We start from the raw sequence: 23,991 nt of genomic DNA on the forward strand, positions 1-23,991 counted from the left end.
ATGATTTCTGCCCCTTTTACTTAAAAATTGGTGTGATATAAGTTTCAATGATGGCGGCGGCGATCAGCAGACAAATAATAAACAGCACCAATATTCCGATATGCCTGAACATTGAAGCTATTATCCTTCTTTCTTTAGAAAAACACAGCCTAGTGACCAATTCAACGCCCTTAAAGCCAATGGCGCCACTTAATAATAACGCAGGAACTTCAAATATACCATGAGGAATTAGCAGTAAAATAATCTGATATAAAGGGATCCCGCCCTGCAGATTTTCGATAATAGAGCCGCTTAAAATAAATCCGTTGGTGAATAAATAAAAGATTGAGGTCAACCCAAAAGTAAAAAAACCTGCCGCTAAAAACAGACAAGCGATCGCATTATTCTTTAACAATTCAACTGCGCCTGACGAGCCATTATAAGACGCTGATGATACAAAGTGATCGGTAAAAACCGCAGCGATTGCACCGCCTGAAAAAAACAGCAATGACGCGGTTAACGGAATGGCGGACGTTCTGATTGCCGGCAAAATGCGGTTCATCATGTATAGATACGCTCAGCCATTTCTTCGATTTCTTCTAATGAATGCTCGGATGACTGATACTCCGCCGCAAAAACGCCGTCATGGATAATACCGATCGTATCGCACAACGAATGCGCCAGTTCCAGCAGGTGAGTCGATAACAGGACCGTATTTCCCTGTTTGACGTACTCCTTCAATAACGTCCGTATCGTTTTGCCGCTGATTAAATCAATGCCCGTCAGCGGCTCGTCAAGGATTAAGATCTTAGGCTGATGAATGAGCGCGGCAGCGATTGATAATTTTTGTTTCATTCCGTGTGAATAGGTTTTAATCAGCTGATTTCCGTCTTGTGAAAGCTTCAGCGTCTCTAACATATTCTTTATATAATCATTTGTCCGCTGAGACGGCACTTGAAACATCTCAGCTGTAAAACGCAAGTATTCGACTCCCGTTAAATAATCATATAAAAAGGCATGGTCGGGCACAAAACCGATATCAGCCGATATTTGCCCTCCCTCTTCTGAATCTATTTCTTTGCCGTCAATCTCGACGCAGCCTGACGTCGGTTTAAGCAGGCCCGAAATGATTTTCAAAGTCGTTGTTTTCCCGACTCCATTGGTCCCGAGCAAAGCATATATTGAGCCTTTTTTCACCTCAAAAGAAATATCCTTTAACACCTGTTTTTCACTATAGTTTTTTTGTATATTCACTAATTTAATCATTGTTCGCAAACCTTTCCGCCATATTAATTCTGCGAAGAAACAGAAACATGACTCCATAGTTTAATAGTGTGAACAGGACAAATATACCTGATGCAGAATGAATAAGCAGCGTTTCAAGTTCCGGCTTTTTATAAATAAAATATGACGTGATCGCAGCAATTTGAAGCGACACAATGAAAATCAAAGAGCCGTATAAATTGTTGTACGTCTTTGCTTTCCCGGCTTCTCCGATTTCGTACAGATGCTCCCAGTTTTTTTTAGGGTACAAGGCGGTGCTTGAAATCTGGACAAGACTGTATAAAAAACCCGAACATAAAAATACAATAAACAGGTAGACCGTCAGCGCAGCGGAGGACGGAAAAAACACCGTAATCAAAATGGTCATGATGAATGAATAGATAAGAGCCGCAAGATTATAAATACATACTTTCGGAAACACGAGCTGCCACGCATGTTTGATATTCCGGTGAAACAGATGCTGATTTTTTATTTCTCCGTCAACGGATAATACGGTTTTGAGCGCGTCCCCGACGAGCTGGTACGAAAAGTTCGCAATGATAACCGCGGCGGATACAATGGCGGCTGCCGAATACCCGGTAAAATGATGAGAAAGCAGCGGAACACAAAAACCTAAAAACAGCATAAACAAATAAAGCATACTGCCGAAATTCCTGATAAAAAACCCGTCAATTCTCATTAAAAACAGAAGGTCCTTTTGAAAAACGGCATGAAATATTTTGTTATTCCTATATAATTTAAGCTTTGGTGCAAAAGCCGCGTTTGTCAAAAACATATAAGGAATAAGATCCATTTTCTTCAGGGTAGCCGCCCACAGCTTAAACAGTCTAGCCGTAAAAAGGACGGCGGCTGCAAATACTGCTGCGAAAACGAGCACTGAATCTGAGCGGAATACCAACCATACATACGGTGTATTCATGAGGATGTTCCGGAAAGCCGGCGACTCCGTAAATCCGGAAATGTCCTTTACCGTATACTCCCCAAACACGAGAAGATAAACGGCATACCCCACTGCCAGCGGCACCAGCAGGCTGACGCTGAATAAAATGCCCTTCATGATTTTCAAGTAAAACCATTTGCTCCACATATTCGTAAGAAGATAAACAACGTAAGAAAACAGCATAGACAAAAATAAATTGAGAAGAAAATAAACGAAGCCCAGAAAAAATACGATGACCGCTGCAGATCCAGTCATGCCTGCTCCGGTTAAAAACAAAAAGACCGGAAAAACAAAAAGATACCATACGAAAATGGTTTTTTTGATCGCCTGGCCGGTAAAAACTGAAAACAGCTGTAAAAAACGAACCTTTTTTAATTGATGAATGACCTTGCGCGTATCCAGCAGAAAAGCATTTTGATGTTCTTTAAAGAAGCCGGCAGCCCAAAAAAGCTGCTCCAATGAAACGGCGATTAAAACAAATTGCCCCCACGCGCTGACAGGAAGCTGAATCAGTTTTGTCCCGAATACAACGCCGCATCCCAGTAAAATAAGATAAACACATAACAGAGAAATGATAATGGCAGACAGCAGTTTGCCGTTGAGTTGAGGAATTCCCCAATCTTCCTTTCTTTTGCGAAACGACGACAGAGTATTATATTTGATAAGAGCTGTAATTTGTCTGACTATCATACTTTCAATCCTTACATATGTATTTGGGAGAGAGGCTCTTTTTGCAGCTTGTACAAAAAGAGCAATTATTTATCGATCGATTTTACCAAGCAGCTGCGTATTTTTTGCCGTATTTCTTAATCATTGTTTTTGCTGTTGCAACGATTGCATAAGAAATCGCGCCTGCGCCTGTAACGATACCGATGAGAGAAATGATAGAAGCAATTGTTGATGCCGCATCAATGATATCAATTGCTTTTTTAGCTGCTGCTGTAGAGATACCGAGAGTCGAAGCTAATTCAGCATTGGCTGAGAATGCATGAGCCGCCGCCACATTTAATTCAGTTCCAGTTAATAAAAGTGCATAAACCAACGTCGCTGCAGCAAGAGCCGCGCCAAACAAAATGAAAGATTTTTTATTAGATTTTACTAAGTTCATCTTAACATCTCCCTGCTCTGTTTTTAATATATAATAAAATTCAGCTTAAGTGACTCTCTCCCGAGCTAAATTTTACCCGCCATAAAATAATTAAAGAAGATAGTGAAGAGTTTTAATAAAACAAAACATCCAGTTAAAATGATTCTCTTTCCTTTGCTGAGATCGGTAAGTTTTCCTGCGGCAGTATAAAGAGCCGCGATTGACAGAAGCAGAAATGGATCCAGCAGCTGTAAACTCAGTTTGGTGCCGCCGGCAGAATATATAAGTGAGGAATCAGCCGTTAAGTAGTTAACAACTGACAGAATCAACATTTTAAATGCCGAGATTAAAGAAGTCAGCGTATATAGAAGCAAATATATTTTTTTCGGTTTTTTTGTACCGAGAATAAAAGCGGCAACGAATAACAGAAACCCGCCTATCAAAATTTCCACAAAAGTGGTGAAGATCATGAACCCTTGCAGAAACATGACAATCGTACGAACACTTTTTTCCCCGATATCGTAGGTATTTTCTCCGACAGAAGAGTAATAAGACTGCAGCACTTTATCTGAAATACTGAATTGGAAGAGTAATGAACAGATCAAAATGATGAAAAAAGAACTTAAAAATATTTTTTTATTGCTCAATTGACCTATCATATTATCATCCTTTTCTTACAAAATAAATGAACTATTCTATACTTTTACAATTTAGTTTATTCCTATCAAAAAATCAATAACCTTTCGAAAAATACGACTTTGGAACGTATTGTTAAAGAGGATATTTTTCAGATTTTTTAGCTCTATATACCCTTTATTTTTTTCTGAATTTGCAAATAGTACGATTTGGACAATGGATTTGAGGTATTAGAGAAGAATGACCTGCGGAATAAGACGCAGGATATAAAAAAGGAGGATATCGTTATGTATCCTCCGGATGTATGATCGCCAGCACCTGATGATCTTCCCATTTTCCATTTATTTTTACATTTTTTCTCGCAATGCCTTCTTTATGAAAGCCGGCTTTTTCGAGCACCCGGATTGACGCCTTATTGTGCAGCATGGCTCCGGCTTCTGACCGGAAAAGGTTCTTTTGTTGACTTAAACCGCACTTTAAGCCGTATCATCATATTGTGGCAAGGAAAGAATAGTTTTGGCGGGTTTCCCGATGATCCCAAAAAATATATTGATTGGATTGCAGCTGAAATGTTATCAAAGAAATGTAAAACAATTAGAAAAGAGGAGTTCATATGAAACTGACGGGAAATACAATACTGATTACAGGCGGAAACGCCGGAATAGGATTAGCTTTCGCAGAACGATTTTTAAAAGCGGGAAATAAAGTCATCGTGACCGGACGGCGTGAACATGCTCTTCAAAAGGCAAAGGAAACATTTCCGGATCTTATTACCTATGTCAGTGATCTGAGCATCCCATCTGAACGTGTATCCCTGTTTGATTGGGTGACAGAGAACTATCCGGAAGTGAATGTGTTAGTCAATAACGCGGGGATTCAACAACGTTTTCATGTGCTGAAAACGGATGCGAAGGACAATTGGGACTATTTCAATAAAGAAATCACAACGAACATTGAAGCTCCCTTCCACCTGTCTATGCTGTTCGCTCCGTTTTTTGCCGGAAAAGAAGATGCGGCTGTCATTAATGTCTCTTCGGGATTGGCTTTTACACCGCTTGCCATTGCTCCGATCTATTCAGCAACGAAAGCGGCGCTTCATTCATTTACAATGAGTCTGAGACACCAGCTTTCTGATTCAGCTGTAGAAGTGATTGAAGTTGCACCTCCGGCAGTCAATACAGATCTTGGCGGTGCAGGACTGCATACGCAAGGAGAACCGCTGGATGAATTCGCTGATGGGATTTTTAAAGGACTTAAAGAGGGCAAACTAGAAATCGGATATGGTTCTTCAGCGGAACGGCTGCGCATGTCCCGGGATAAAGCCGATGAACACACGGCAAATATGTACAATGCAATGAAACATACAATTGAATAACATTTTTGAAAAAGAAAACCCGCTTCTGTTGAGCGGGTTTTGCTTTTATTAAACAAACGCCATTGTTAAGAAAGACGTCATATTTTTTCATCCTAAGGATGGCGGGTTGAGCCCTAGCACTCTTCCGGCGAACCGGCGTTTTTGGCCGTGCGGAAAGAAGATCCGCAGCCGCAGGAAGCGATGGCATTCGGGTTGTCAATGGTGAATCATACGATCAGTTTACGTTAGATGAAAACCCGATCATATCAGCGTTTATGTACGATTTGTACGATTGTTACTATTCGGTTAGATTGTTAACGCCGCGTATTCCTAGCGACGAATCTCGTTAACAACATAATACCCAAACTTTCCACGAATGACAAGCGTTGTTATCCACATCCTGAAAATTAACCGTTAAAATAATCTTCGCGACTCACTTCGTACCCCGTCGATTTGAGTGCCCGCTCTATCTTCGGCCACGTCGAATGTTTTGGGATGTATGCTTTATCGTTACATAATTTCGAACTGTCCCGCAACTAAGCTTCGCCCTTTCCTCGATTTCAATTGCGTAATTCCTCCGCGATCAACTCATTTTCCGAACCTTGTCCGAGGCTTGCCGATATTGAAAACGAAAACATGTCCGCACCCTCTTCCGTTTTTAAAAGCCCCGTCCATACATTCACCCGTTTATTAACTCGATAACGAAACCGAAAGAAAAACAATCGTCCACATAAAAAAAATCGCCCCATCCGCGAAGGATAGGGCGTGGATTGTTACTTTTTAAACGCTTGATGTTCATAATAATTGTCGGCAACTATTTCGAAATTCTTGTATTTGAATTCTTTCCAGTTTATTTCATCGGCTGTATTTCGCTCTAACTGAATCGATAGGACTTTTTGAAAAGATGAGTTGCCGTTTGCATCCTTCAAAGGAAATTCCCACGTTATTAAAGCCCTGCTTACGGAAGTATCCTCAAAGATCTTAGGAAAAAGCTTTTCGCCTTCTTTAAGCATCCCCTTTTTCACCATATTGTTAGTTAAATTGTCATTCCCATTTAGAGTAACGCTAACTGTTTTGATGTTATGCTTATTTTCGTCTACATCATCAAAGATATCAAGCTCCTTCAATTTTTCCGTGTCTTTTGTTCCGTTTTTCTTCAGCTCATCCGCTATAAGCATCTTTACGCTTTTATTCGTAACTTTAAAAGGCTCGACTTTCTTATTTTCTACACTGTCTTCTTTTTGAACCGTACCTGCATTAACGCTATCTTCACTGCATGCCACCAATAGTAAAAGTGGTACCGAAAGTAATAATAAAAGCATCTTACGCATTGGAATACCTCCGCTATGTATTAACAAAATTATACTATGATGCCAAACTTATCCGCAATGGGTTTTCCTACGTTAACATACGTAAGCGCTTGCTAAAAGTTTCATAATCACAAAAAGACCGTCGATCAGTTTCGGCAGTCTTTGTCTGATTGCGAATAGGAAAGACCAATTCAAAAAACCACGTTTTAAACGTGGCTAATTTCATCCTCGTGCTGTTGCCCCATGCACAAACCTAAATAAATTGCCTCGTCAACCTCGTCCATTATTTCAGGGCTTAATTGACCAGCGGACCAAACGCCTTTAGCCCTAAAAAGACTTTTTCTTATAGTATAAGGCTGAGAACATAAGATATAAGATTTCTCTTTCAATGATGTCGTCCCAAGCTCAATTGTTACGTTTGTGTCGTAATACTCAGCGCTAAAATCGCTAGTTATAAGCAGTACGGTCACTGTATCATACTCTTTGAAGTACTCACCTTCTTGTAACACTAGAACAAACTTAGGTTTACCGTTGGGGTAGTTAGGGTCGAAGGTATATGGGAAGTTGATGTAGTAGATTTCTCCTCGCTGAAGTATCGTCATCCTCGGAGATCAATCCTCTGTGTTGTGAATTGCCTTGTACTGCTCATATTCCAAATCCTTGTGATTTTCTTCAAGAATTCGTTTTTGGCCCGCGTTTAATTCTGTTCGATACTCCCCACCATATCTTCTCTTCAACGCTTTACTTCTTAAATCTTGAAGTTTACTTTTAAGGCGTGACTCTGTTATTGCCATATCGTCATCCCCCTTCTTTTTATCGTGCATCAAATATCACCACCGAACGTATAAAATTTGGCGATCATATTATGCATTCGATAAATATACAATAATTGTAATGCAAACAGATCGCCAAAACAAGATTTTTCGCACTTCTAAGTGGACTTTTCCCTATTCTCGGTATTTTATGCCTTAATTTATACATTCATGATAAAAAAAGATATAAGTCGATACTGACAACTTAGTTATTATCCTTTTGTGCGCGCAGTCCTCGTTACTTTATTGTCTTTCCAGTACGCCCATAGCGAAGTAGCTCCGAGGAACGCCAACGAAATGAAGTCCTGCACGCCGGCCTCGTTGACCGGAATCGGACTGTGCCCCGTCATTGTTAATCCGCTATTTACGAGCGCAACCAAAAGAAGCACGAATCGAGCGACCGTGCCTGCGCTAATTTTTTCCGTATTCATATAATCGTCTCCCTTTTCGTTTACTTTACTGTTGCGCCTGTGGATTTCGCGGCATAGATGTTTACCTTTCCGAACTGGTCCGTCTTGATCGTGTACACATCGGTTTGCGGATTGCCGAGAACCTCGTACTTCAGACCGCCGAATTTCTTAGGACGTAATAAGCCACATTCGTTCCCTTTGACCGGCGCTTTGTTCGTAGGATAGATGCGCCATGAGTCGGCAGAAGCCGGAAGGTAAACATATTTCTTACCGCTGGATGACGGTTTAGAAGAGCCGGCCGATCCCGTCAGCTTTAGCACTTGGCCGACCGAAATCTTATTCGCGTTCTTAATGCCATTATATGATTGTAACTTCGCCATACTGACGCCTGTTTTCACCGCAATTTCGGACAAAGTGTCGCCTTTCTTAACGGTGTATGTCGATCCGGATGTTTTGGCCGGCTTGCTTGCGGAAGACTTGCCGCCGAGTGCTTTGAGTTCCTCAGCGATTGCCGCTTTTACGGCTTCCCACCGGCCTTCCGCTAACACGCGATGTGGGCAGTATTTACCGGACCAGTCTTGGTGTTTGCGTAAACGATCGATGCCCCATCCGCGTTCCTTCAGTAATTGTGCGATGAATTTGATCGCCAGCTTTTCGGCCGCATCGTACTTAGCGCCGCCCGATTTCGAGTAACAAACCTCGACTCCGATGGACGTGCGGTTTCCGGAATTTGCGCCGCTACCATCTCCGGTATGCCATGCGTTACGATCTGTCGGAATACCCTGAACGACTTCCTTATCGTCCACTGCGAAGTGGTAAGACACTTCGTTGTTGTTTCCGATCATATATCGGATCTCTGCATCCGCTGAAGCATCGTTGGCCGTATTATGAAACGTGATGTATTGCGCATCCATTGAATTCGGACACTTAATCGAATACTTACTCGCAGACACTAGGTTCTTACGTACTGAAATCGCCATTAAATCGTCTCCCTTTTCGTTTTTTTTTGCATTAAAAAAGCCCGCCGGGACTCTCACCTGACGGGCGTGTTGCGTTTATTCGGTTATAAAAATAGCGCAACTCCCGATATCGCTAAGCCAGCGACGCCGATCATTACGCCCCAAATCCATTTCGTATTTGCTTTCATATCCGCTATATCTGCGCGGTTTTCTTTCGCCAACGATAAGGCTTCGTCAGCTTTTTCGTCAGCTCTCTCGGCTGTCGTTTTTACATCGTTAAAGTAATCGACCTTGGTGTCTATCCGAACAAGCCATTCGCGAACTTCCGCTAACTTATCATTAAATTCGTGTATGTTCGGCTCCGGCATTGGGACGCCTCCTTTCCGTCATTTACTCAGTCCCAGTAGATCCGTCAGCAGCCCCAAAAGGCCCTTCGCTGGGAGGCGTATTGGGATCATACGGTTCACCGGTAATTTCTTCGTATTGTTCCGGCGTGATGCGCCCTACGGCAACGACATCATAAACTTGTTTTTTCGTCCATCTACCCGTTTCGTAAAACCCTTTGATATACGCGAACCAATCTATCATATTACGAGCCTCCCATCGCAATTAGATAGTATAGATCCGCGACCTGTTGAGACAGGACTTCAATTTCGCTTGGTTTTGGTGCAGGTGGTTTTACACTGTCGATATAATCTTGTGTTGCAGCCTCAACCCAAACGCCCTTTTTAGGATCATATTTCGGATCGTATAATCCGGCAGGAATTAACGCAGTTGTGCAATTTGGGGGCAGTTTCTCGCCTGCCCCCGTATTTATTTCGATATCCGCTTCGCCGTCATATTTGAAATTTTCATCGTAGAAAAGAACGTGCACATTCATCGCCTCCATTACCATAGTGGAATCCCGATATTAAAAGATACTCTCGTAACGCTCGCTGAGTCGGTTGCGGAAAGACCGTCGAACCGTAATTCGCCGTCCGTCGTAAATGCGAACCGGGCCGTCCCGTAAGAGCCAATCGTAGGTACGACGAAATCTACGAGCTGCGTCGGCTTATACGTGAATTTCGCTACCGTCGTACCGGCGGCCGGCAGCGAGCCGAACGTGCCTCGCAGTTTAATTTCGTTATTCGCAACGGAAAACTTGAACGGATAGCCGGTGTTTTGCTGCGCTCCGTTAATCAAAGTAACGTTATTCCACGTCGCGACCCACGGACTATTCCACTTATCTTTATCCGCTTGTATGACGTGGATGTCCGTTCTGTTAGCGTGAGCGTCAATCTTTGATTGCGCCCCATCCACCGATTCGAGCTCGCGCCATGACGTCCAAGTTTCCGAACTCGCGACCTTATTACGCATGAATTTACGCCGGCCCGAAGACGTCGAATCATTGCTACTATAGGACGTGTATTCCTGATACGCGTACGTGCTGTAGTTATGAACGAGCAGATACCCGTTGTTATTTACTGGCGCATTTAATGCCGTCGTTGCGCCGCTCATATAATAGAAGCCGGTATCCGTCACCGTATTAAAATCGACGCCCGTCATGTACTTTGCTGCGCCGGTATCCTGCGTCAATTTGAATAACTGAGAGCCGTTCCACTTGTCCTTTTCAGCTTGCGATGTATGGCGGATGCCGTTCGAATCGTGGGCCCGGAATTGATCAAGCGGCGCCTGTTTAACGTTGTCTACATTATTAAGTCCGATCTGATCCTTTGTCACTGAGTGCGGGTTATCCGTCCGATCTGCGTGTTCGTCCGTGTACGCTTTACTGTCCGAAAGAGCCTTATCGGCTTTTTCTTGCGCTCCTTCTTTTGTCTCAATATTTTCGAGGTCTTCGAATTTCTTGCGCAGCTCTTCGATGGTTTCAATGGCTTCGTCATATAGTTCGTTTACCTTTGCGATCAAAGCCTCGAAGTCATCGATATAATACTCCGCAATAGGAACGATATCCGTGTCAATCAGTGCCTTGTCGATAGTGAACGAGAATTTATGAACGGAGAGCGCCTGTTTATTCGCGTAATAGAGATTAAGCTCCGCCCGCACGTCGCCGTAGTGGCGAACCTCTTCGGGCGATAAAACGTGCTGAGCGATTCCTTCGATCTTATCCACGATCTCTACGCTTCTTATAAACCGGCTGCCGTCCGCCATGAACATGACGAGCTTCCCGGTAACAGCAGACAACGGCAACGGAACGCCATCCTTTGTTAACGAGAAGATCAAACGCGCCGTATCGATGTCTTGCGTGCTGAACTGTATGGCGGTTTTAATATTCGTTTTAGTCCAACTCGTTACCTCAAACGCAAGGGGTGCGTTATTGTATATCACTGCAAAACCTCCTTTACCGCATAAAAATAACGGCTACACCGTATCCCTTTTCGGAATCGTAAGCCGTCTTAATTCGCATTACTTTAAATCCGCTGTTGTCCCCGGTTTTCGTTGCAATACCGTTGGTGCCCGCCGTAACCCTATCACCCAATTTGACTGTATCGTCAATACGTACATGTATTTGACCGATAAGCCCGACGATATGCCACTCAACACGCTCATCACGAGGAATATATTCAAGGGTCGGATCATAGTTCGGATTCTCTTTCGGTACGGTCAGCTCTCGGCCATTCTCGATGATTGTTTCGTAGATCATGCCACCAAACTCGTTACGTAAGAACCGATCATTCCAGTAAAAACCCGCGCCTCCCAATACAACTCCGGCAGTTTCAGATATAATGCCGTCTACGCTATCCCCTGGCTGCGCTTTTCGGATTTTATCGCCTTCGAGCGTTACCATGAGGCCGGAATCAATTCTCTGTCCGTCCAGTGACTCGAAATACTCCGCGACGTCCTTAAAGTCTGAAACGCTTTCGACCCGGCCGACGCCCTGAATATTACCGTTCATGGAGTCGATCTTCCATTTGATGTTCCCTGCGGATGCTTCGCCAGAACCATATCCGCCTACAACCGTGTAACCGTCATCGTTTATTACGGACTGTGACGATAGGATGGTTCGAGCCGGGCCGTCGCCTTTTGTATGCGAATTGTTCGTTGCGAGAATAGCCTGCCGCGATCCTTCAGTCGATGAGCCTCCCGAAACGCCGCCCATGAAGTTTCTAGGCCCTTTCGCAACATTCGCACCCGTAGCAGCAATGATTGCGCTCGTCGGATCTAGGGGTGAACCGCTCGTGGTAGCGCCTTTGAATCCTCCTTTAAAATTCGTAGGGACAACGCTATACGACCGTCCTCCGAGGTTTGCCGCAGATGTATATCCAGCCGCGTTAATTGCCGCAAGTTCTACTTGGTTGTTCGGAGAATAAACGCCCATCTCACCACTATCTCCGATTAATGTGGCGCCAATCAGGGAAGCATTATAAACCCCGCCACCGAACGCGACACCAATCGGTGAAGACTCGGAAATTGTGACGCCAGATATCTGTACGTAATCAGTTCCTTGTGCACCGCCAAAAGCTCGAATGTCGTGGCTGGCCGTCTTAAAACCTCGAATCTTGATTCCATCGACGTTGATATATCGAGATTTAAATTGAAGCGCGACTACCGGGTTGGCCTTGTAGTCGTATTGCGGATCGCCGATCGCAGTAAAATTCGAGATCTGAACATGCTTATATGCTGAGATAACCAACGCTCTCGGAGAAATATCTGCGTATAAACTATTAAAAACGGGTTCAATTGACGTGCAGTTTGAGAATGTCACATGATACGCAGATGTACTCTCCGGATCAGTCTCGCTATGGTGGGCGATGTGTCTTGCATCGTAAGAACGAACGTCCCTATAAGAAACATGATTCGTCACATGGATGTTTTGCGATGCTGGCCATTCTTTGTGTGCCTTTACTTCGACACCTCGAATGTTTCCGCTCGTATAACAGCCGTCTACCCAAACATTTTTTGAACCGTCATCAATTTCGATTCCATTCGAATTAGCAGCACCGGCCGGGTGTGCTTTTCCGCTAGGGTCCATACAGTGTGAATTTGAAATGAAAATGTATTCGCTGTAGTGCGTCGTAATTCCGTCGTCACCGTAACCGGATGCAACACAGTTATCAAGCCAAACGTAGTATGAACCATCAGCCGTATAATTTTCCGTAGTGACGTCGTACTTAGGAGCCGTTATATCGAAGCCGTGCAGACCGGGGTTTACCGCCTCTACGTCCTTAATCCATCCGAATTTTACTTTCGCCAAAGTTAAGCAGCTTGAATTTATCCCCCCCGTCGCGGTCACACCGCCTTGTCTATCTGGGTTCCAATCGAGCGTCATTCCCTCTACGTAGATATTCCGGTTTCCTCCTGAGTGGTCAGCGTTCGTAATAACCCACTCGCTGGCCGGCGTGTCCTCATGAAGCTTCAGCGTGGTAACGCCTTTTCCCTGACCGACAAGATACGTCCATGACGGGATCTTAGCGCCTTTGATGACGTATTCACCCGCTGATAAATTAAGGCGCACCTTACCATTACCGAGTGCCCTTACGAAAGCATCCGTACTATCTGTTTCGCCCGTAGGATCGGCGCCATAATCGTCCACGTTTACGTTGCGTTGAATTTTTCGAAGCAACTTGTAATACTCTTTATCGAGCCGCTCTTTTAGTAGAGGTTCGACGTTTCCGTCTGCGTCTACACGTGCGTCTACCACCTCTTTTACGTTCGTTCCGTCTGTGTTAAGAATCAAGTTTTTTATACGGTTATACAGACCATCTATATATGTGCGCAAAGAAAAACCGCTATGGTCAATCTGATCTGACGTATGGGCATGCTCTGCGGATTTATGACGGCTCAAACCGTTACTCAGATCGAGCATGTCGTTGCCGATGTCTTCGAGGTTTTGGTTGTAGTTCTTGATATACTGACGGTCAAATCCGCTAGTATCAGCTTTCTTATATGAGTATTTCCCCATGCGCTCACCTCCGTTTAGTTCGCTTTAAATTGCGTATTGATTGCTATAAAAGCGTTCGCAGTTGTATTCGTGCTGCTCTCAATACAAACATCGCCGTTCGTTTTTATAACGCCGGTATAAATAAAACCAGCACCTGCCGATCCGGTAAAGTGCTGCGGGTAAGTTGGACGAAAACCTGCCGGCAGTGTGTAAACCGGTGTTGTTGGCCCGATAGTGCCGCCTTTCGCGACGCCTCGTAATATCACTGTTCCGACCATGTCCTTACCGTACTGAACCGGGTAACTTCCGGAAGCGTCAGTGTATTGCGTCCATCCGTTTTTAAACGTCGGAGCCGTCCACGTTACATTCGTTAGGCGCGCTTCTAACGCGGCCACCGCTCCGCCTGACTCCTTCGAATCCCACGTTAACTTTTCTGATGCGGTTACGTGTATGTCCGTGTTTTTTACGTGCGCGTCTAAATCGCTCTTGAGCGCCAATCCTGCTGTATTCAGTGCGCTTGCTTTAATGGTTCCGGTGGACGCATCGATTACCTTATCAACCGTTTTCTTAGTCGTATCAAAATCCGCAATTAAATCCGACGCTTTTTTCGTGACTGATCCGAATGTGAAAACCGGCGGCTTTTTGTCATTCGAATAGTCTTCGATAGTTAAGACGCGTAGCTGAACGTTAATATCAAACGGTTCGATAACGCACCACAGATAATCGCCTTTTCTTACGTCTTTAAAGCCCATATTTGCGAGCTCAATAGCCGTAAATGTTAGCGAAATGTCCAGACTGTCACCGAGCTTATTCTTCATTTCTGCCAGCAACGAAGATTTATCCGTAAATCTTTCGTCTTTTACCGGCTCGGCGTGCTTTATTCCGTAGATCGTTGCTAATGGACTTGTATACTCCGCCTGCACAACATAGGTACCATCATCTTTTTGTTTACCGTAGCCGCGAATATAAGTCGCAAAGCTACTAGTATCAATCTCTTTTTCCGGCTCACTGACGTTGTACTTGTATCGCAGAAAAGGTTCGTCTTTCTTGCTGCCGATCTTTTTCGCAATGTATATACGCTTACCATCGTAATCAAACTCTGCGCCAAACTTTTCGAGAATGCTTCGCAGTAAAGCTAACGAATTATCCCATCCGAAGTTTTGAACCTCTACTGATGTCGGAAGATCCGTATAGTCTACTTCGTACGTGTATCCGGTCCCTTTTAACGCAAAATCGAGCATCGCATTTATTCGCAGCGTGCCCGATTTCTCTTCGTAAATCCGATAATTTATCAAGTCGTCAAATATCCGGTGAAGTGCCGTTACCTCAACGCCCACGCCGTTTTTGGACGTTTTTTCCTTGTGCGTTTTGATAATGTATTCTTCGTCTTTATAAATAAGGATATTTTCGTTTTTAACGAGATTATAACCGTGTTGATTTAGATCCGTCTTATATCCCGTTACATTTAACGTTTTTTCTCCCTCGATTCCGTTACTACGCGTAGCAAAGAAGCCCGGCAAAGGTTCCGCGATTCCCGATATATCTTTTACTGCTAAAATAGCCATCGTCGCTGCACCTACTTATACAAATAATGAAAATCGAAAGATATTTCGAAGCTTCCCACCGTTCCGGAAAGTTCGATCTCGTTCCATCCGGGAGCAAGCGAAATGTAGCCTCGGTTCGTATTCGCGTATATGCTTGTGCCGTTCTTCAAATGCCGGAGGCCTTCGAGCTTCAGCATATCGGTTGATCCGGAGCTCCCCGAATAAGCCACCGTTTGGGTAGTCGTTTTATTCGCGAGCTTAAAATTAGATGAGGCGCCTTTATAAACGATGTCTAACGGTACGTCTTCGGCTGGATCAATTGTGACGTTACCTGCGTTATAAATTCGGAATCTGTTCGTTTTGTGTAGATACGATAAATCGTCCGAAGGGAGCATACCTTGTGCGACTTGCCACTTATCGGAGTTAAACGTTAATGGATCGAGTGTTGAGCCTAAAGAAGCCGCAAAAGGAAAAGCAGCCGTAAACTCAACCGTAAGTTTTCCGCTCCTTGGCGTAATGTCTTCCGGTTCGTACGTGCTGCTTACTTTTACGGACCAAACCTTTCCGGGTTGGCGCGAATCTATAATTTCCATTTGGTTCTGTGTTGCGAATAGATTGTATATCTCATCCAGTAACAAATGATAATCCAGATGATCCACGCCTTTAAAAAGAAAGACGGCCGTTAACTTCCGGACATCGAATGTCGTACCTACATCGATTGATCCGTTGCGGCCGTCTATTTCCTGAAGATCTGTACGGTGGGTTAACGAGTCCTTACGAAAACTAAGGAGCCGCAAACCGAAATTACGGTGATCGATCGTCTCACCGTTTTTTATAATTATCAGATGCACTACCGATCACCCCTAAATAATCTTTTCATCGTAGCTTGTTGCGCCTGAGAGCTGTCGACGTAGTTAGTTAAAGCATCCTTATCTACCCGTACGCTCGGATCTTTTTGCGCGATTATATTAAGCGCCGCTAAAGATCGTTGCTCCACGCTAACCAACCGCTCAAGTAGATTCGCTACAACCGTCTGATCTGTTCCGCTCTCTACGCCTAATTTCTTACCAGTTTCTTTATAAAGCTGAAGCGCCCGCTGACGATTATTCTTTAACGGGATGACTGCTTCCGGACCCTCTTCCGCAACCCAAGCGAGTTGCTTTTGTGTTACAATGTCGCCGATTTTGTAGCCTTTGTATGGCCCACCGGCACGCATTGATTTAATTCCCGGAACGTTGAAAACCGTTTTATATCGTGAGATGATATAACGAATGGCCGCCGCCGCGTTGTGAACCGGATTCATGATATCGCCCATTCCCTTCATTTTATACGCGTCAAACGTCGGTCTAATCGTCTGCATCAGACCCATCGACGGTGTTCCGCGCTTCCAGTTGCTATCCCATTTGTTGATCGTTGAAGGACCGGTCCGTCCTCCGGATTCTTTCATTGCGATCGTTGTTAATGGATTGAACCAACTACTCGGGACTTTTGTGACTGCCATCGCTTTACGAATCCACTGTTTAACGTTACCCGTCGCTTTTTCTCCGCTTCCGAAGCCGCCGCCAAAATCATCGATCTGCTTCTTAACGAAACCGACCATTGACGATTTAATCTTTTCGTAAGACCCTTTCGCCAAACTGCCGAATGCGCCAGAAATTTCCGGAAGCTTTAGTCCGAGGCTATTGACAACCTTCGAAACTAGTTTCTTCGGGTCTGAAACGTAATCCCATACGTCAAACGCGAAGTCTTTGACTTTATTCACGGCGCCTTTCGCGACATTTACGACAGTGTCTTTTGCGCCCGAAACCGCATCGACACCTCTTTCGAATAGGTTTTTCTTTTTCGTCCCGTTCTTGAAGGCCGGAATGCCCTGCGCAATAAGCTTTTTCGTCATGTCGTGCGGAAGGACTTGCGTTCCTTTCGGTAAATTAAACAGCGTATCTCTGCCGGGACTTAGGCCGGTAAATCCGGAAGGTGTTCGGAATAGCTCAGGACCGCCACCATCGCCAAGGATCGCTGGACCGCCTGGGTGTCCGCCTGCTGCCGTACCTTTCGCATATCTAGGAATCTCTAATTTCGGGATGAAATGCTTCTTATCGACACCAACTAATCCGAGAACCTTATTGATACCTTTTTGCGTAAGACCGTTTACGATACCCTCGAAGCCGCCGATCATCTTGTTCCCAAGAGACTTGACTCCGTTGACAGCTTTACCGGCCATACTTTTGATTCCGTCTCCAATTCTTCCTGGAAGCTTTTTCGCGCCATCTACTATACTGTTAAAACGTTCCATTACTTTTTTCTTCATCTCGTAAGTTAAAAGCGCCATCTTATTCTTAACATAAGTCCATTTATCGGAAATTGCTTTTCCCATGTTGGTTACTAATTTTACAATCGGCGAGAATATAGCTTTTAAGATTCCGAGGACGGCGTTCCATGCAGCCTTCCAATCCCCTCTTAACACAGCTGAGAACAACTTGATTACGTTAGTCACTATATTTAGCGCGGCCCTAATGACGGAAACTATTACAGGGAAAACTGCTTGAACAATGCTCAGAATAAACTTTACGGCAGGAATTAAAACAGTTTTGATAATTATGGCAGCCGCCTTTAATACCTGAATGATAATTTGTGTCGCATATTGAATGATAGGTACGATCAACGGAAAGACCGCTTTTACGACTTCCAAAATTAACGGTAGGACGTTAACTACCAGATCCTTGATTACTGACGCAACCAACTGGATAATAGTAGCCACGAAAGGCATGACCGCTTTTACCACTGCTAAAACGACTGGAAAAATCGCCTGAACCGCGCTCAACAAAACCGGTAGTACTGTAGTTGCGATCATCTGAATCACGGGCGCGATTGCTTGGATGAGACTTAGGATCACTGGAAATACCGCTTGAACCACGTTCAAGACAATCGGTAGTAACGATGTAAATCCTTCGACTAAAATCGGTAACACTGTCGTTACAATTGACGTTATTACCTGTAATAACGTACCTTGGACCTGTACCCATATGTTTAATAGTCCGCTTACCAAGCTAATTATCCCCGGAAGCATCTGCGTAAAGGCACTCGCTAATTCTCCGAGTAGAGGCGTAATTTGAACGACCGCATCCGAAAATGCCGTACCTAGGGCACCCGCTAAACTTGCGAACGTCGCGCCTAATTGTGCGAAAGACGGTCCGAGCTCGGCAATAGCTGCGCCTAGCTCCGCAAAAGCCGGCTTTAACGTAGCGAGACTCGTAACCATAACGTTCATCGTTTCCGCGAACTCCGGCGCTAATTCAGCAGCGATTTCACCGAAGTATTGACTGAATGCGTCAAATACCGGTTGCAGAGCCGTCATTGCGCTACTAATTACGCTCGATACTTGCGCCCAAACAGTCGTTACTGAGGTGCGGAACTGTTCGTTAGATTGATAAAGGCGGAATAAAAATCCGGACAAACTAACTAGCGCGGTAATAGCGAGGCCTATCGGACCTGATACGCCCGCTAAAGCTAAGCCGAACGCCGTAATCGTTGGAGCGACAATAGAGATTACGCCACCGACGCTTGAGAAAGCCGTTTTCAATTGTGCGAAGAATAACCCAGCCGCGTCCGATACTTTAGCTGCGACTCCTTGGCCGAAGAATTCCGAGGCTTTCTGTCCGAGCGAGTAAAAGAACGAACCTATTGTAGCGATCGCACTATTGAATCCGCTCTGAATTGCGGTTCCAATGTTGACCGCACCGGCTGCAAATCCGTTCCACATGGCCGGACCTTTTTCGAGCAAGTACGTTGACACTCGATCGACAGCCGCAATGATTCCGTCAAATGCCACCTTCGCGCCGTTGTATGCGACTAAGGCACCGGATTTGATTGCGTTAAACACTACGCCTAAAAGCTTCTGTAACTGCTCCGAGTGTTTATATACGAGTGTGAATACAGCGATTAGTCCCATTATTCCCGCGATGGTTAAAGCAATAGGACTGGTTAGCGCTGCAAATACGGAGCCGAGAACGGTCCCACTGACGGCCAGAAGACCGCCCGCTTCAATCAACGCTCCGATGCCCGCAGCCATCGCTCCGAATCCAGCTAAAACAGCTCCGAACGTTGTTATGATGCCGAGGATCACAGCTACGACCGCCGCAGAAATTGCGATAAATGTCTGCATACCCGGCGATAAATTATTAAACGCGTCTACAACTTTTTGCAAAACGGCAACTAGCGCGGATACGGCCGGGGTTAACGCTTTACCGACATTTATTTGTGCCGTTTCGAATGCGCCTGATAACTCTTCGATCCGTCCTTTCAAGTTGTTCATACGCTCGGCCGCAACGTCTGCCGCTTTGATCTTATCCATTGCATTTGCCATTTCGGTAAAACCTTTAGCTCCAGACTTGCCGAGGATTAATGCTCCGCGGATAGCGTCGGAACCGAAAATTTTGTAAAGTGCTTCCTGTTTATCTTTGGCTGACATACCATCCAAGGCCTTAGAGAGTTCTCCTGATATCTCGGTCATACTTTTAATGTTTCCTTGAGCATCGAAAAACTTATTGTCCATCACTCCAAGTGCAATCGATGCCTTAGAAAATGCTTTTTCAAATGAGGCCGTACCCTTCTTCAAGCCAGTTGTCTTGGTGACGTATGCATCCATCGCTTTGTAAATATCTCCGAGATCTTGGCTAGCTGGTTTAAATCCCTGTTTAGCCAAAGACTCAAATGCTTTTTTCGTATCTAATGAAACAAGACCGAGCGACTCCATTGTTGTATAAGCACCGTCTGTCATCGGCACTAAACGACTTAACATTGTTTTCAGTGATGTTCCAGCATCAGATCCCTTTAGCCCATTCTGCGCAAATACTGCAAGCGCTGTAGATGTATCTTTAAACGATAAACCCATACCCGCGGCTACCGCTGAAGTCATGGACAATCCGTACTTCATTTCTCCAACAGAAGTAGCCGAAGCATTGGCCGCTCCTGCTAGAATGTCAGCAGCCTTGGCAACACTTAAATTATCGTCTCTGAATGCATTGAGTGCAGTAGAGGCGATCTCTGCGGCGTCTGCCAATTCAAGGTCACCGGCTGTCGCTAATGAAAGTGCCCCCGAAAGGCCGCCGTCCATGATGTCTTTTGTAGATACGCCTGCTTTAACGAGCTCTTCCATACCTTGCGCAGCCTCTAACGCGCTGTATTTCGTATCTGCACCGAGTTTAACCGCCAGGTTCGTTAAAGCGTCGCTGTATTTATTCGCCTCTGCCGGGTCCATTACCGATTTAACGTTCGACATTTGCTGCTCGAAGTCCATCGATTTCTTTGTCGCGAGGCCAAGAGCTCCGCTGATTGCCAACGTCGCTACACCAAAAGACGTCGCGATTTCAGAGCCAATCGACTGTAATTTACCGCCGATCGTTCGAAGGTTTTCGCCGCTCTCTTGAGCTTGCGTTCCCATACGGTGCCATGCGTTGGCCTGCTGTTCGATCTGCGTATTGGTCGATCTTAACTGCGCTTGCGTCTCGCGGAGCTGTGCGGTAGCTTCGTTCATTCTTGCGCTAAGCTCCTGCGTCTCCTGAGCGTCCTCGCCCTTGGCGCGCTTGGCTTCGAGGTATAACCGGCGAAGATCTTTTAAGCGTTGTTGCTGAAGATCAATCGATTTATTTAAGTGGTCGGCTTTCTGCCTCAGCTGGTCCGAGGTCGATCCGAAGTTATCAACGCTAGCCGTTGTCGCTTTAAACGCCGCGTCAAGCGCACGCATTTTCGTCGTGATCGTATTGACGCTCGCATTTAGCTTAGCGCCTAGCTGTGCGAATCCGGTACTCTGCTCTCTAATCCGCTTATTAACGAGGTCGAGTTGGTCCTCGGTTTTCCTCATGACCGCTAATGCTTTGTTGTACTGCGTTAGTAACCGGACGGAGGCAGCCGCATCTTTTCCTTTCGTCTGAACACTTTCTTCGTACTGGCGCTTAAGGTCGGATAGCTTCGCTTTGTGTACCTGAAGCGTACGGTTGAGCACGCTTGCTTTCTGATTGAGAGTATTGAGACTGTTATCGAATTTACCTGCGCCGGCCATTGTTGCCTTGAACTCACTATTAAGCGCTCCAAGTTTACGGTTAATATCCGCAAGGCCTCGCGTCAAGTCTGCGCTGTCCAATCCGATACTGACGCGCAAAGCGCCGAGTGATTCTGCCATGCTTTACCTCCTTTCTAAAAACCGAGTACCTGATCGATATAGACTTCCTTCTTCCCGCCGCTTGAACCGCCGCGCTTGTTTTTGCCGCTATCGGAATAGTGCATAAGCTCGAAGAACCAACCGATATCCATTTCGTCAAAGTAATAGATATCTTGTGGACGCTCCATGTTATCGAGATAAAGTTTTTTAAGGTCGTTCTCAAGCTTTTCGAGGAAGTCTAACGGGAAAAGGTACCCCGGCGTTAGTTTTTTGCCGGAGTCTCCGCAGTGGCTTCACCTTTTGCAGCTTCAGACTGTTCAACACCTGCATTTACCGTTCCTACGACGCCTTGGATAGTGTCGGAAATAGTCGAGATCATCTTTTCGGAAGAAATACCGTCATAGAAATCGTCAAGCGAGAATTGACCGTCATACACGCGAACAACGTAATCAACGAGGTTATCGAGATCGCCGACGTCTAGTTCGTCAAAATTGCTTGTTTTCGATAGCTTGATAGCTTCGCGAAGCATTCTTCCTTTAATAAATGGTGCGTGAAATACCTTTTCTTCACCTTTGATAAGTAATGTAATTTGCATGCAAACACTCTCCTAATTGTTGTTTTTTGAGTGAACAAATAAAAGAGAGCCGGCCGCAGCCGAACTCTCTGATATGAATCTATTACTCGCCTGAAGGCGGTGTTCCGCCGCCACCGGTAGATGCAGAAGGCTCGTAAACTTTCGTGAACCATTCGTTAATAACCGTCTGATTAACGCCTTCACCTTTCGTGTAAACTGAACGGCCCCAAACGCCATCAAACTCACGACGCATGAATGTTCCGGAAATTGAATCCGTTTGGAATTCCGGACTATCCGTTTTAGTAGCGAACTCTTCTTCCTGTAACTGGAACTTCCCTTTATATAGCGCGTAAAGCTTATCGCCGCCGCCCGATACTTGCGATTTAAAGAGTAACGCACCGTATGGCGCCAAATCGGTGTCTTTCTTTTCAAGTACGCCATCAGCATTAACCGTATGTCCGAGTAATAACGCCTGAATGTCGTGGGACAACTGGTCAACGCCGATCTCTACCTCGACGCCGCCGAAAGCCGTTTCGATCTCAGACGGTCCATCATCCGCGTTCAAAGTTTCGCTGTTTGTGTTCGGTGAAATGGACGCTTCAATTGCCTTACCGATCTTAACCGGTTTATCGTAAGTGGCGCCCGCTTCATCGTCCTTAATCAATTTCGCAAAGTAAATATCGCGTAATCCCATGCGTGTTCCTGCCAAATTTATTCCTCCTCCGTATTTTGCGCATAATAAAAACGGAGAACCTTGTGGTAGATCTCCGTTTCATGTTCGTATAGGTCGTACTGCCCTAAGCGCCCAAAGCCCGCATCGACGAGCTGTTTCTTAACGCCAGTTTCTAACCGAGCGTATTCGCTTGGGTCCTTCGTATAAATATCAACTTGAACGTAAAATCCCGTCGCTTCCTCAGCGTCTTCCGCATTGAGTGCGCTCTTTTCGTCGTAGAAGAAAAACCGGATGTATGTTTCGTCCTCTCCGCGATACTTAAGAAAAACAACAGGCACGCCCAACGGTTTAAGCGCCGAGTTAACGATTGCCCGCGCATTCATCGAAATAACTCCCTTTCTAAATAGCGTCTGATCTCGCGCTGTGCTTCGTTCTTTTTCGCGTTGAAAGACGGCTCAATAAAAGGCATCGCTTGGTGCCCCGGGTGATCGACTTCTCTTCCGTAAAACGTAGAACCGTCGCTCATGACCTTTTTGTTCTTCGCTTTTTCTAAGTGCGGACTGGTACCGAACTCAGCGAATCGCGATATAAAGTCGAGGTCGCTCGGTCCGATTTCGATAATGTCGTTCTTAATGTCGCTGACCAGGATCTTACTTTTTGCGCTAGGCTTTCGCGCTTCCATCTCGTCAAATACTGGCTTTGCGCCGGTCTCAAGCGCGCCTTTCTTAACGGACTGAGATTCACGACCCATCCGGTTTAGCCTCGCCATCAGCTCACGCATGCCTTTAACGTTTGATCTTGAACTCATTTAACGTCGACCTCCTTCGCAATAATCGTGAAGGTAACGTTTGCTTCGTTATCGTTGATAATGCTTTCGATCTCGAACTCTCGTCCGTCATATTTAACGCGCATCTTATTATTAAGCAGCGCCTTCATTCGCTTGGAATAACGAATGATAAAACGGGTCGTCCTCTCGGCCTGAATCGTGGCTGCCGCAATAAATTCTCGGCCCTGTAACGTCTTTACTGCCGACCAAACCGTGGCAACCGACGTCCATCCGTCGATCTCAAACCCTTCGTCATTCGTTGTGTTTGCGTACTGCAAAAACGTGATCCGCTTATTAAAACTTCCGATGTTTACCGCCATAGCGCTCACCTCAATTGAAGGATCATACCGGCGATTTTTGTTCCGCTGTTAGCTGTCGTCCTGTTTTCGTAGGCGTCCGCAACAAAGATCAGCACCGCCATTTTGTACAGGTCCGATTCGGTATCCTTTACGCCTGCGTTTTCCATATGCTTTTCTGCTGCGGAAATAAAAAAGGAGACGAGGTTATCGTCCTCATCTCCATCAATCCGCAAGTATTCTTTTGCTTCATCAAGCGTAAGTGCCATCG

General features: G+C 45.3%; 25 protein-coding genes and 2 pseudogenes. 1 reads left to right on the forward strand and 26 read right to left on the reverse strand.

Going from position 1 to position 23,991, the window contains the following annotated elements; translation table 11 throughout:
- Nucleotides 1–16: 16 nt before the first annotated feature.
- The 6 genes and pseudogenes from ABDB98_RS14825 to ABDB98_RS14850 all read right to left on the reverse strand — a co-directional run.
- Nucleotides 17–544, reverse strand: coding sequence for a stage II sporulation protein M (locus ABDB98_RS14825; protein ID WP_060964392.1), 528 nt, complete (start codon nt 542–544; stop codon nt 17–19).
- Nucleotides 541–1,245, reverse strand: coding sequence for an ABC transporter ATP-binding protein (locus tag ABDB98_RS14830; protein ID WP_438420521.1), 705 nt, complete (start codon nt 1,243–1,245; stop codon nt 541–543). Before ABDB98_RS14830 ends, ABDB98_RS14825 begins: the two co-directional genes overlap by 4 nt.
- Nucleotides 1,238–2,893, reverse strand: coding sequence for a hypothetical protein (locus ABDB98_RS14835; protein ID WP_438420522.1), 1,656 nt, complete (start codon nt 2,891–2,893; stop codon nt 1,238–1,240). The genes ABDB98_RS14830 and ABDB98_RS14835 overlap by 8 nt, the downstream gene beginning before the upstream one ends.
- Before the next feature lie 82 nt (nt 2,894–2,975).
- Nucleotides 2,976–3,311, reverse strand: coding sequence for an uberolysin/carnocyclin family circular bacteriocin (locus ABDB98_RS14840; RefSeq protein WP_003151973.1), 336 nt, complete (start codon nt 3,309–3,311; stop codon nt 2,976–2,978).
- Nucleotides 3,312–3,376: 65 nt separating this feature from the next.
- Nucleotides 3,377–3,949: a hypothetical protein gene (locus ABDB98_RS14845; protein ID WP_060964390.1), complete on the reverse strand. Its 573-nt coding sequence runs from the start codon at nt 3,947–3,949 to the stop codon at nt 3,377–3,379.
- 262 nt (nt 3,950–4,211) lie between these two features.
- A pseudogene (locus ABDB98_RS14850) lies at nt 4,212–4,376 on the reverse strand (GNAT family N-acetyltransferase); the annotation flags it as partial.
- Nucleotides 4,377–4,539: 163 nt separating this feature from the next.
- Here ABDB98_RS14850 and ABDB98_RS14855 point away from each other — a divergent pair.
- On the forward strand, nt 4,540–5,301 hold the full coding sequence (locus ABDB98_RS14855; protein WP_438420523.1) for an SDR family oxidoreductase: 762 nt from the start codon (nt 4,540–4,542) through the stop codon (nt 5,299–5,301).
- A 113-nt stretch (nt 5,302–5,414) separates the two neighbouring features.
- On the opposite strand, the pseudogene ABDB98_RS14860 reads toward ABDB98_RS14855, so the two are convergent.
- From ABDB98_RS14860 to ABDB98_RS14955, 20 genes and pseudogenes are all read right to left on the reverse strand, one after another.
- Nucleotides 5,415–5,507: pseudogene (locus ABDB98_RS14860) on the reverse strand (iron-sulfur cluster assembly accessory protein); the annotation flags it as partial.
- A gap of 546 nt (nt 5,508–6,053) precedes the next feature.
- Nucleotides 6,054–6,611, reverse strand: coding sequence for a hypothetical protein (locus ABDB98_RS14865; RefSeq protein ID WP_438420524.1), 558 nt, complete (start codon nt 6,609–6,611; stop codon nt 6,054–6,056).
- Between the two features lie 185 nt (nt 6,612–6,796).
- Nucleotides 6,797–7,192: a type II toxin-antitoxin system PemK/MazF family toxin gene (locus ABDB98_RS14870; protein ID WP_165417768.1), complete on the reverse strand. Its 396-nt coding sequence runs from the start codon at nt 7,190–7,192 to the stop codon at nt 6,797–6,799.
- Between the two features lie 9 nt (nt 7,193–7,201).
- The gene (locus ABDB98_RS14875; protein ID WP_165417767.1) at nt 7,202–7,384 is read right to left on the reverse strand and encodes a hypothetical protein; all 183 of its coding nucleotides are present in this window, start codon (nt 7,382–7,384) and stop codon (nt 7,202–7,204) included.
- Between the two features lie 230 nt (nt 7,385–7,614).
- Nucleotides 7,615–7,833, reverse strand: a complete 219-nt coding sequence (locus ABDB98_RS14880) for a phage holin (RefSeq protein WP_165417766.1) — start codon at nt 7,831–7,833, stop codon at nt 7,615–7,617.
- A gap of 20 nt (nt 7,834–7,853) precedes the next feature.
- Nucleotides 7,854–8,792 carry an N-acetylmuramoyl-L-alanine amidase gene (locus ABDB98_RS14885; RefSeq protein WP_438420525.1) on the reverse strand — a complete coding sequence of 313 codons (939 nt, stop codon included), beginning with the start codon at nt 8,790–8,792 and terminating at the stop codon, nt 7,854–7,856.
- 83 nt (nt 8,793–8,875) lie between these two features.
- Nucleotides 8,876–9,139 (reverse strand): hemolysin XhlA family protein, encoded by a 264-nt coding sequence (locus ABDB98_RS14890; protein ID WP_017695216.1) that lies wholly within the window; start codon nt 9,137–9,139, stop codon nt 8,876–8,878.
- A 22-nt stretch (nt 9,140–9,161) separates the two neighbouring features.
- Nucleotides 9,162–9,359, reverse strand: a complete 198-nt coding sequence (locus tag ABDB98_RS14895; RefSeq protein WP_438420526.1) for an XkdX family protein — start codon at nt 9,357–9,359, stop codon at nt 9,162–9,164.
- A 1-nt stretch (nt 9,360) separates the two neighbouring features.
- Complete coding sequence (locus tag ABDB98_RS14900; RefSeq protein ID WP_438420527.1) at nt 9,361–9,660, reverse strand: hypothetical protein; 300 nt, start codon at nt 9,658–9,660, stop codon at nt 9,361–9,363.
- Entirely contained in the window at nt 9,660–11,096 is a 1,437-nt protein-coding gene (locus ABDB98_RS14905; RefSeq protein ID WP_438420528.1) for a BppU family phage baseplate upper protein, read from the reverse strand. The genes ABDB98_RS14900 and ABDB98_RS14905 overlap by 1 nt, the downstream gene beginning before the upstream one ends.
- 13 nt (nt 11,097–11,109) lie before the next feature.
- Nucleotides 11,110–13,671: a peptidase G2 autoproteolytic cleavage domain-containing protein gene (locus tag ABDB98_RS14910; protein ID WP_438420529.1), complete on the reverse strand. Its 2,562-nt coding sequence runs from the start codon at nt 13,669–13,671 to the stop codon at nt 11,110–11,112.
- A 14-nt stretch (nt 13,672–13,685) separates the two neighbouring features.
- Complete coding sequence (locus tag ABDB98_RS14915; RefSeq protein WP_438420530.1) at nt 13,686–15,215, reverse strand: phage tail protein; 1,530 nt, start codon at nt 15,213–15,215, stop codon at nt 13,686–13,688.
- An 11-nt stretch (nt 15,216–15,226) separates the two neighbouring features.
- Nucleotides 15,227–16,045: a phage tail family protein gene (locus tag ABDB98_RS14920; RefSeq protein ID WP_438420531.1), complete on the reverse strand. Its 819-nt coding sequence runs from the start codon at nt 16,043–16,045 to the stop codon at nt 15,227–15,229.
- Complete coding sequence (locus ABDB98_RS14925; protein ID WP_438420532.1) at nt 16,045–21,372, reverse strand: phage tail tape measure protein; 5,328 nt, start codon at nt 21,370–21,372, stop codon at nt 16,045–16,047. Before ABDB98_RS14925 ends, ABDB98_RS14920 begins: the two co-directional genes overlap by 1 nt.
- 241 nt (nt 21,373–21,613) lie before the next feature.
- The gene (gpG, locus tag ABDB98_RS14930; protein ID WP_438420533.1) at nt 21,614–21,946 is read right to left on the reverse strand and encodes a phage tail assembly chaperone G; all 333 of its coding nucleotides are present in this window, start codon (nt 21,944–21,946) and stop codon (nt 21,614–21,616) included.
- A gap of 82 nt (nt 21,947–22,028) precedes the next feature.
- Nucleotides 22,029–22,634: a major tail protein gene (locus tag ABDB98_RS14935; protein ID WP_438420534.1), complete on the reverse strand. Its 606-nt coding sequence runs from the start codon at nt 22,632–22,634 to the stop codon at nt 22,029–22,031.
- A 2-nt stretch (nt 22,635–22,636) separates the two neighbouring features.
- A complete protein-coding gene (locus ABDB98_RS14940) occupies nt 22,637–22,981 on the reverse strand; it encodes a hypothetical protein (protein ID WP_438420535.1) in 345 nt (114 codons plus the stop codon).
- On the reverse strand, nt 22,978–23,406 hold the full coding sequence (locus ABDB98_RS14945; protein ID WP_438420536.1) for an HK97-gp10 family putative phage morphogenesis protein: 429 nt from the start codon (nt 23,404–23,406) through the stop codon (nt 22,978–22,980). The genes ABDB98_RS14940 and ABDB98_RS14945 overlap by 4 nt, the downstream gene beginning before the upstream one ends.
- Complete coding sequence (locus ABDB98_RS14950; protein ID WP_165417758.1) at nt 23,403–23,744, reverse strand: phage head closure protein; 342 nt, start codon at nt 23,742–23,744, stop codon at nt 23,403–23,405. The genes ABDB98_RS14945 and ABDB98_RS14950 overlap by 4 nt, the downstream gene beginning before the upstream one ends.
- Nucleotides 23,745–23,749: 5 nt before the next feature.
- Nucleotides 23,750–23,989: a head-tail connector protein gene (locus ABDB98_RS14955; protein WP_206584167.1), complete on the reverse strand. Its 240-nt coding sequence runs from the start codon at nt 23,987–23,989 to the stop codon at nt 23,750–23,752.
- Between the last annotated feature and the right edge of the window lie 2 nt (nt 23,990–23,991).

Source organism: Bacillus siamensis (assembly GCF_051628075.1).
GTDB lineage: Bacteria > Bacillota > Bacilli > Bacillales > Bacillaceae > Bacillus > Bacillus siamensis.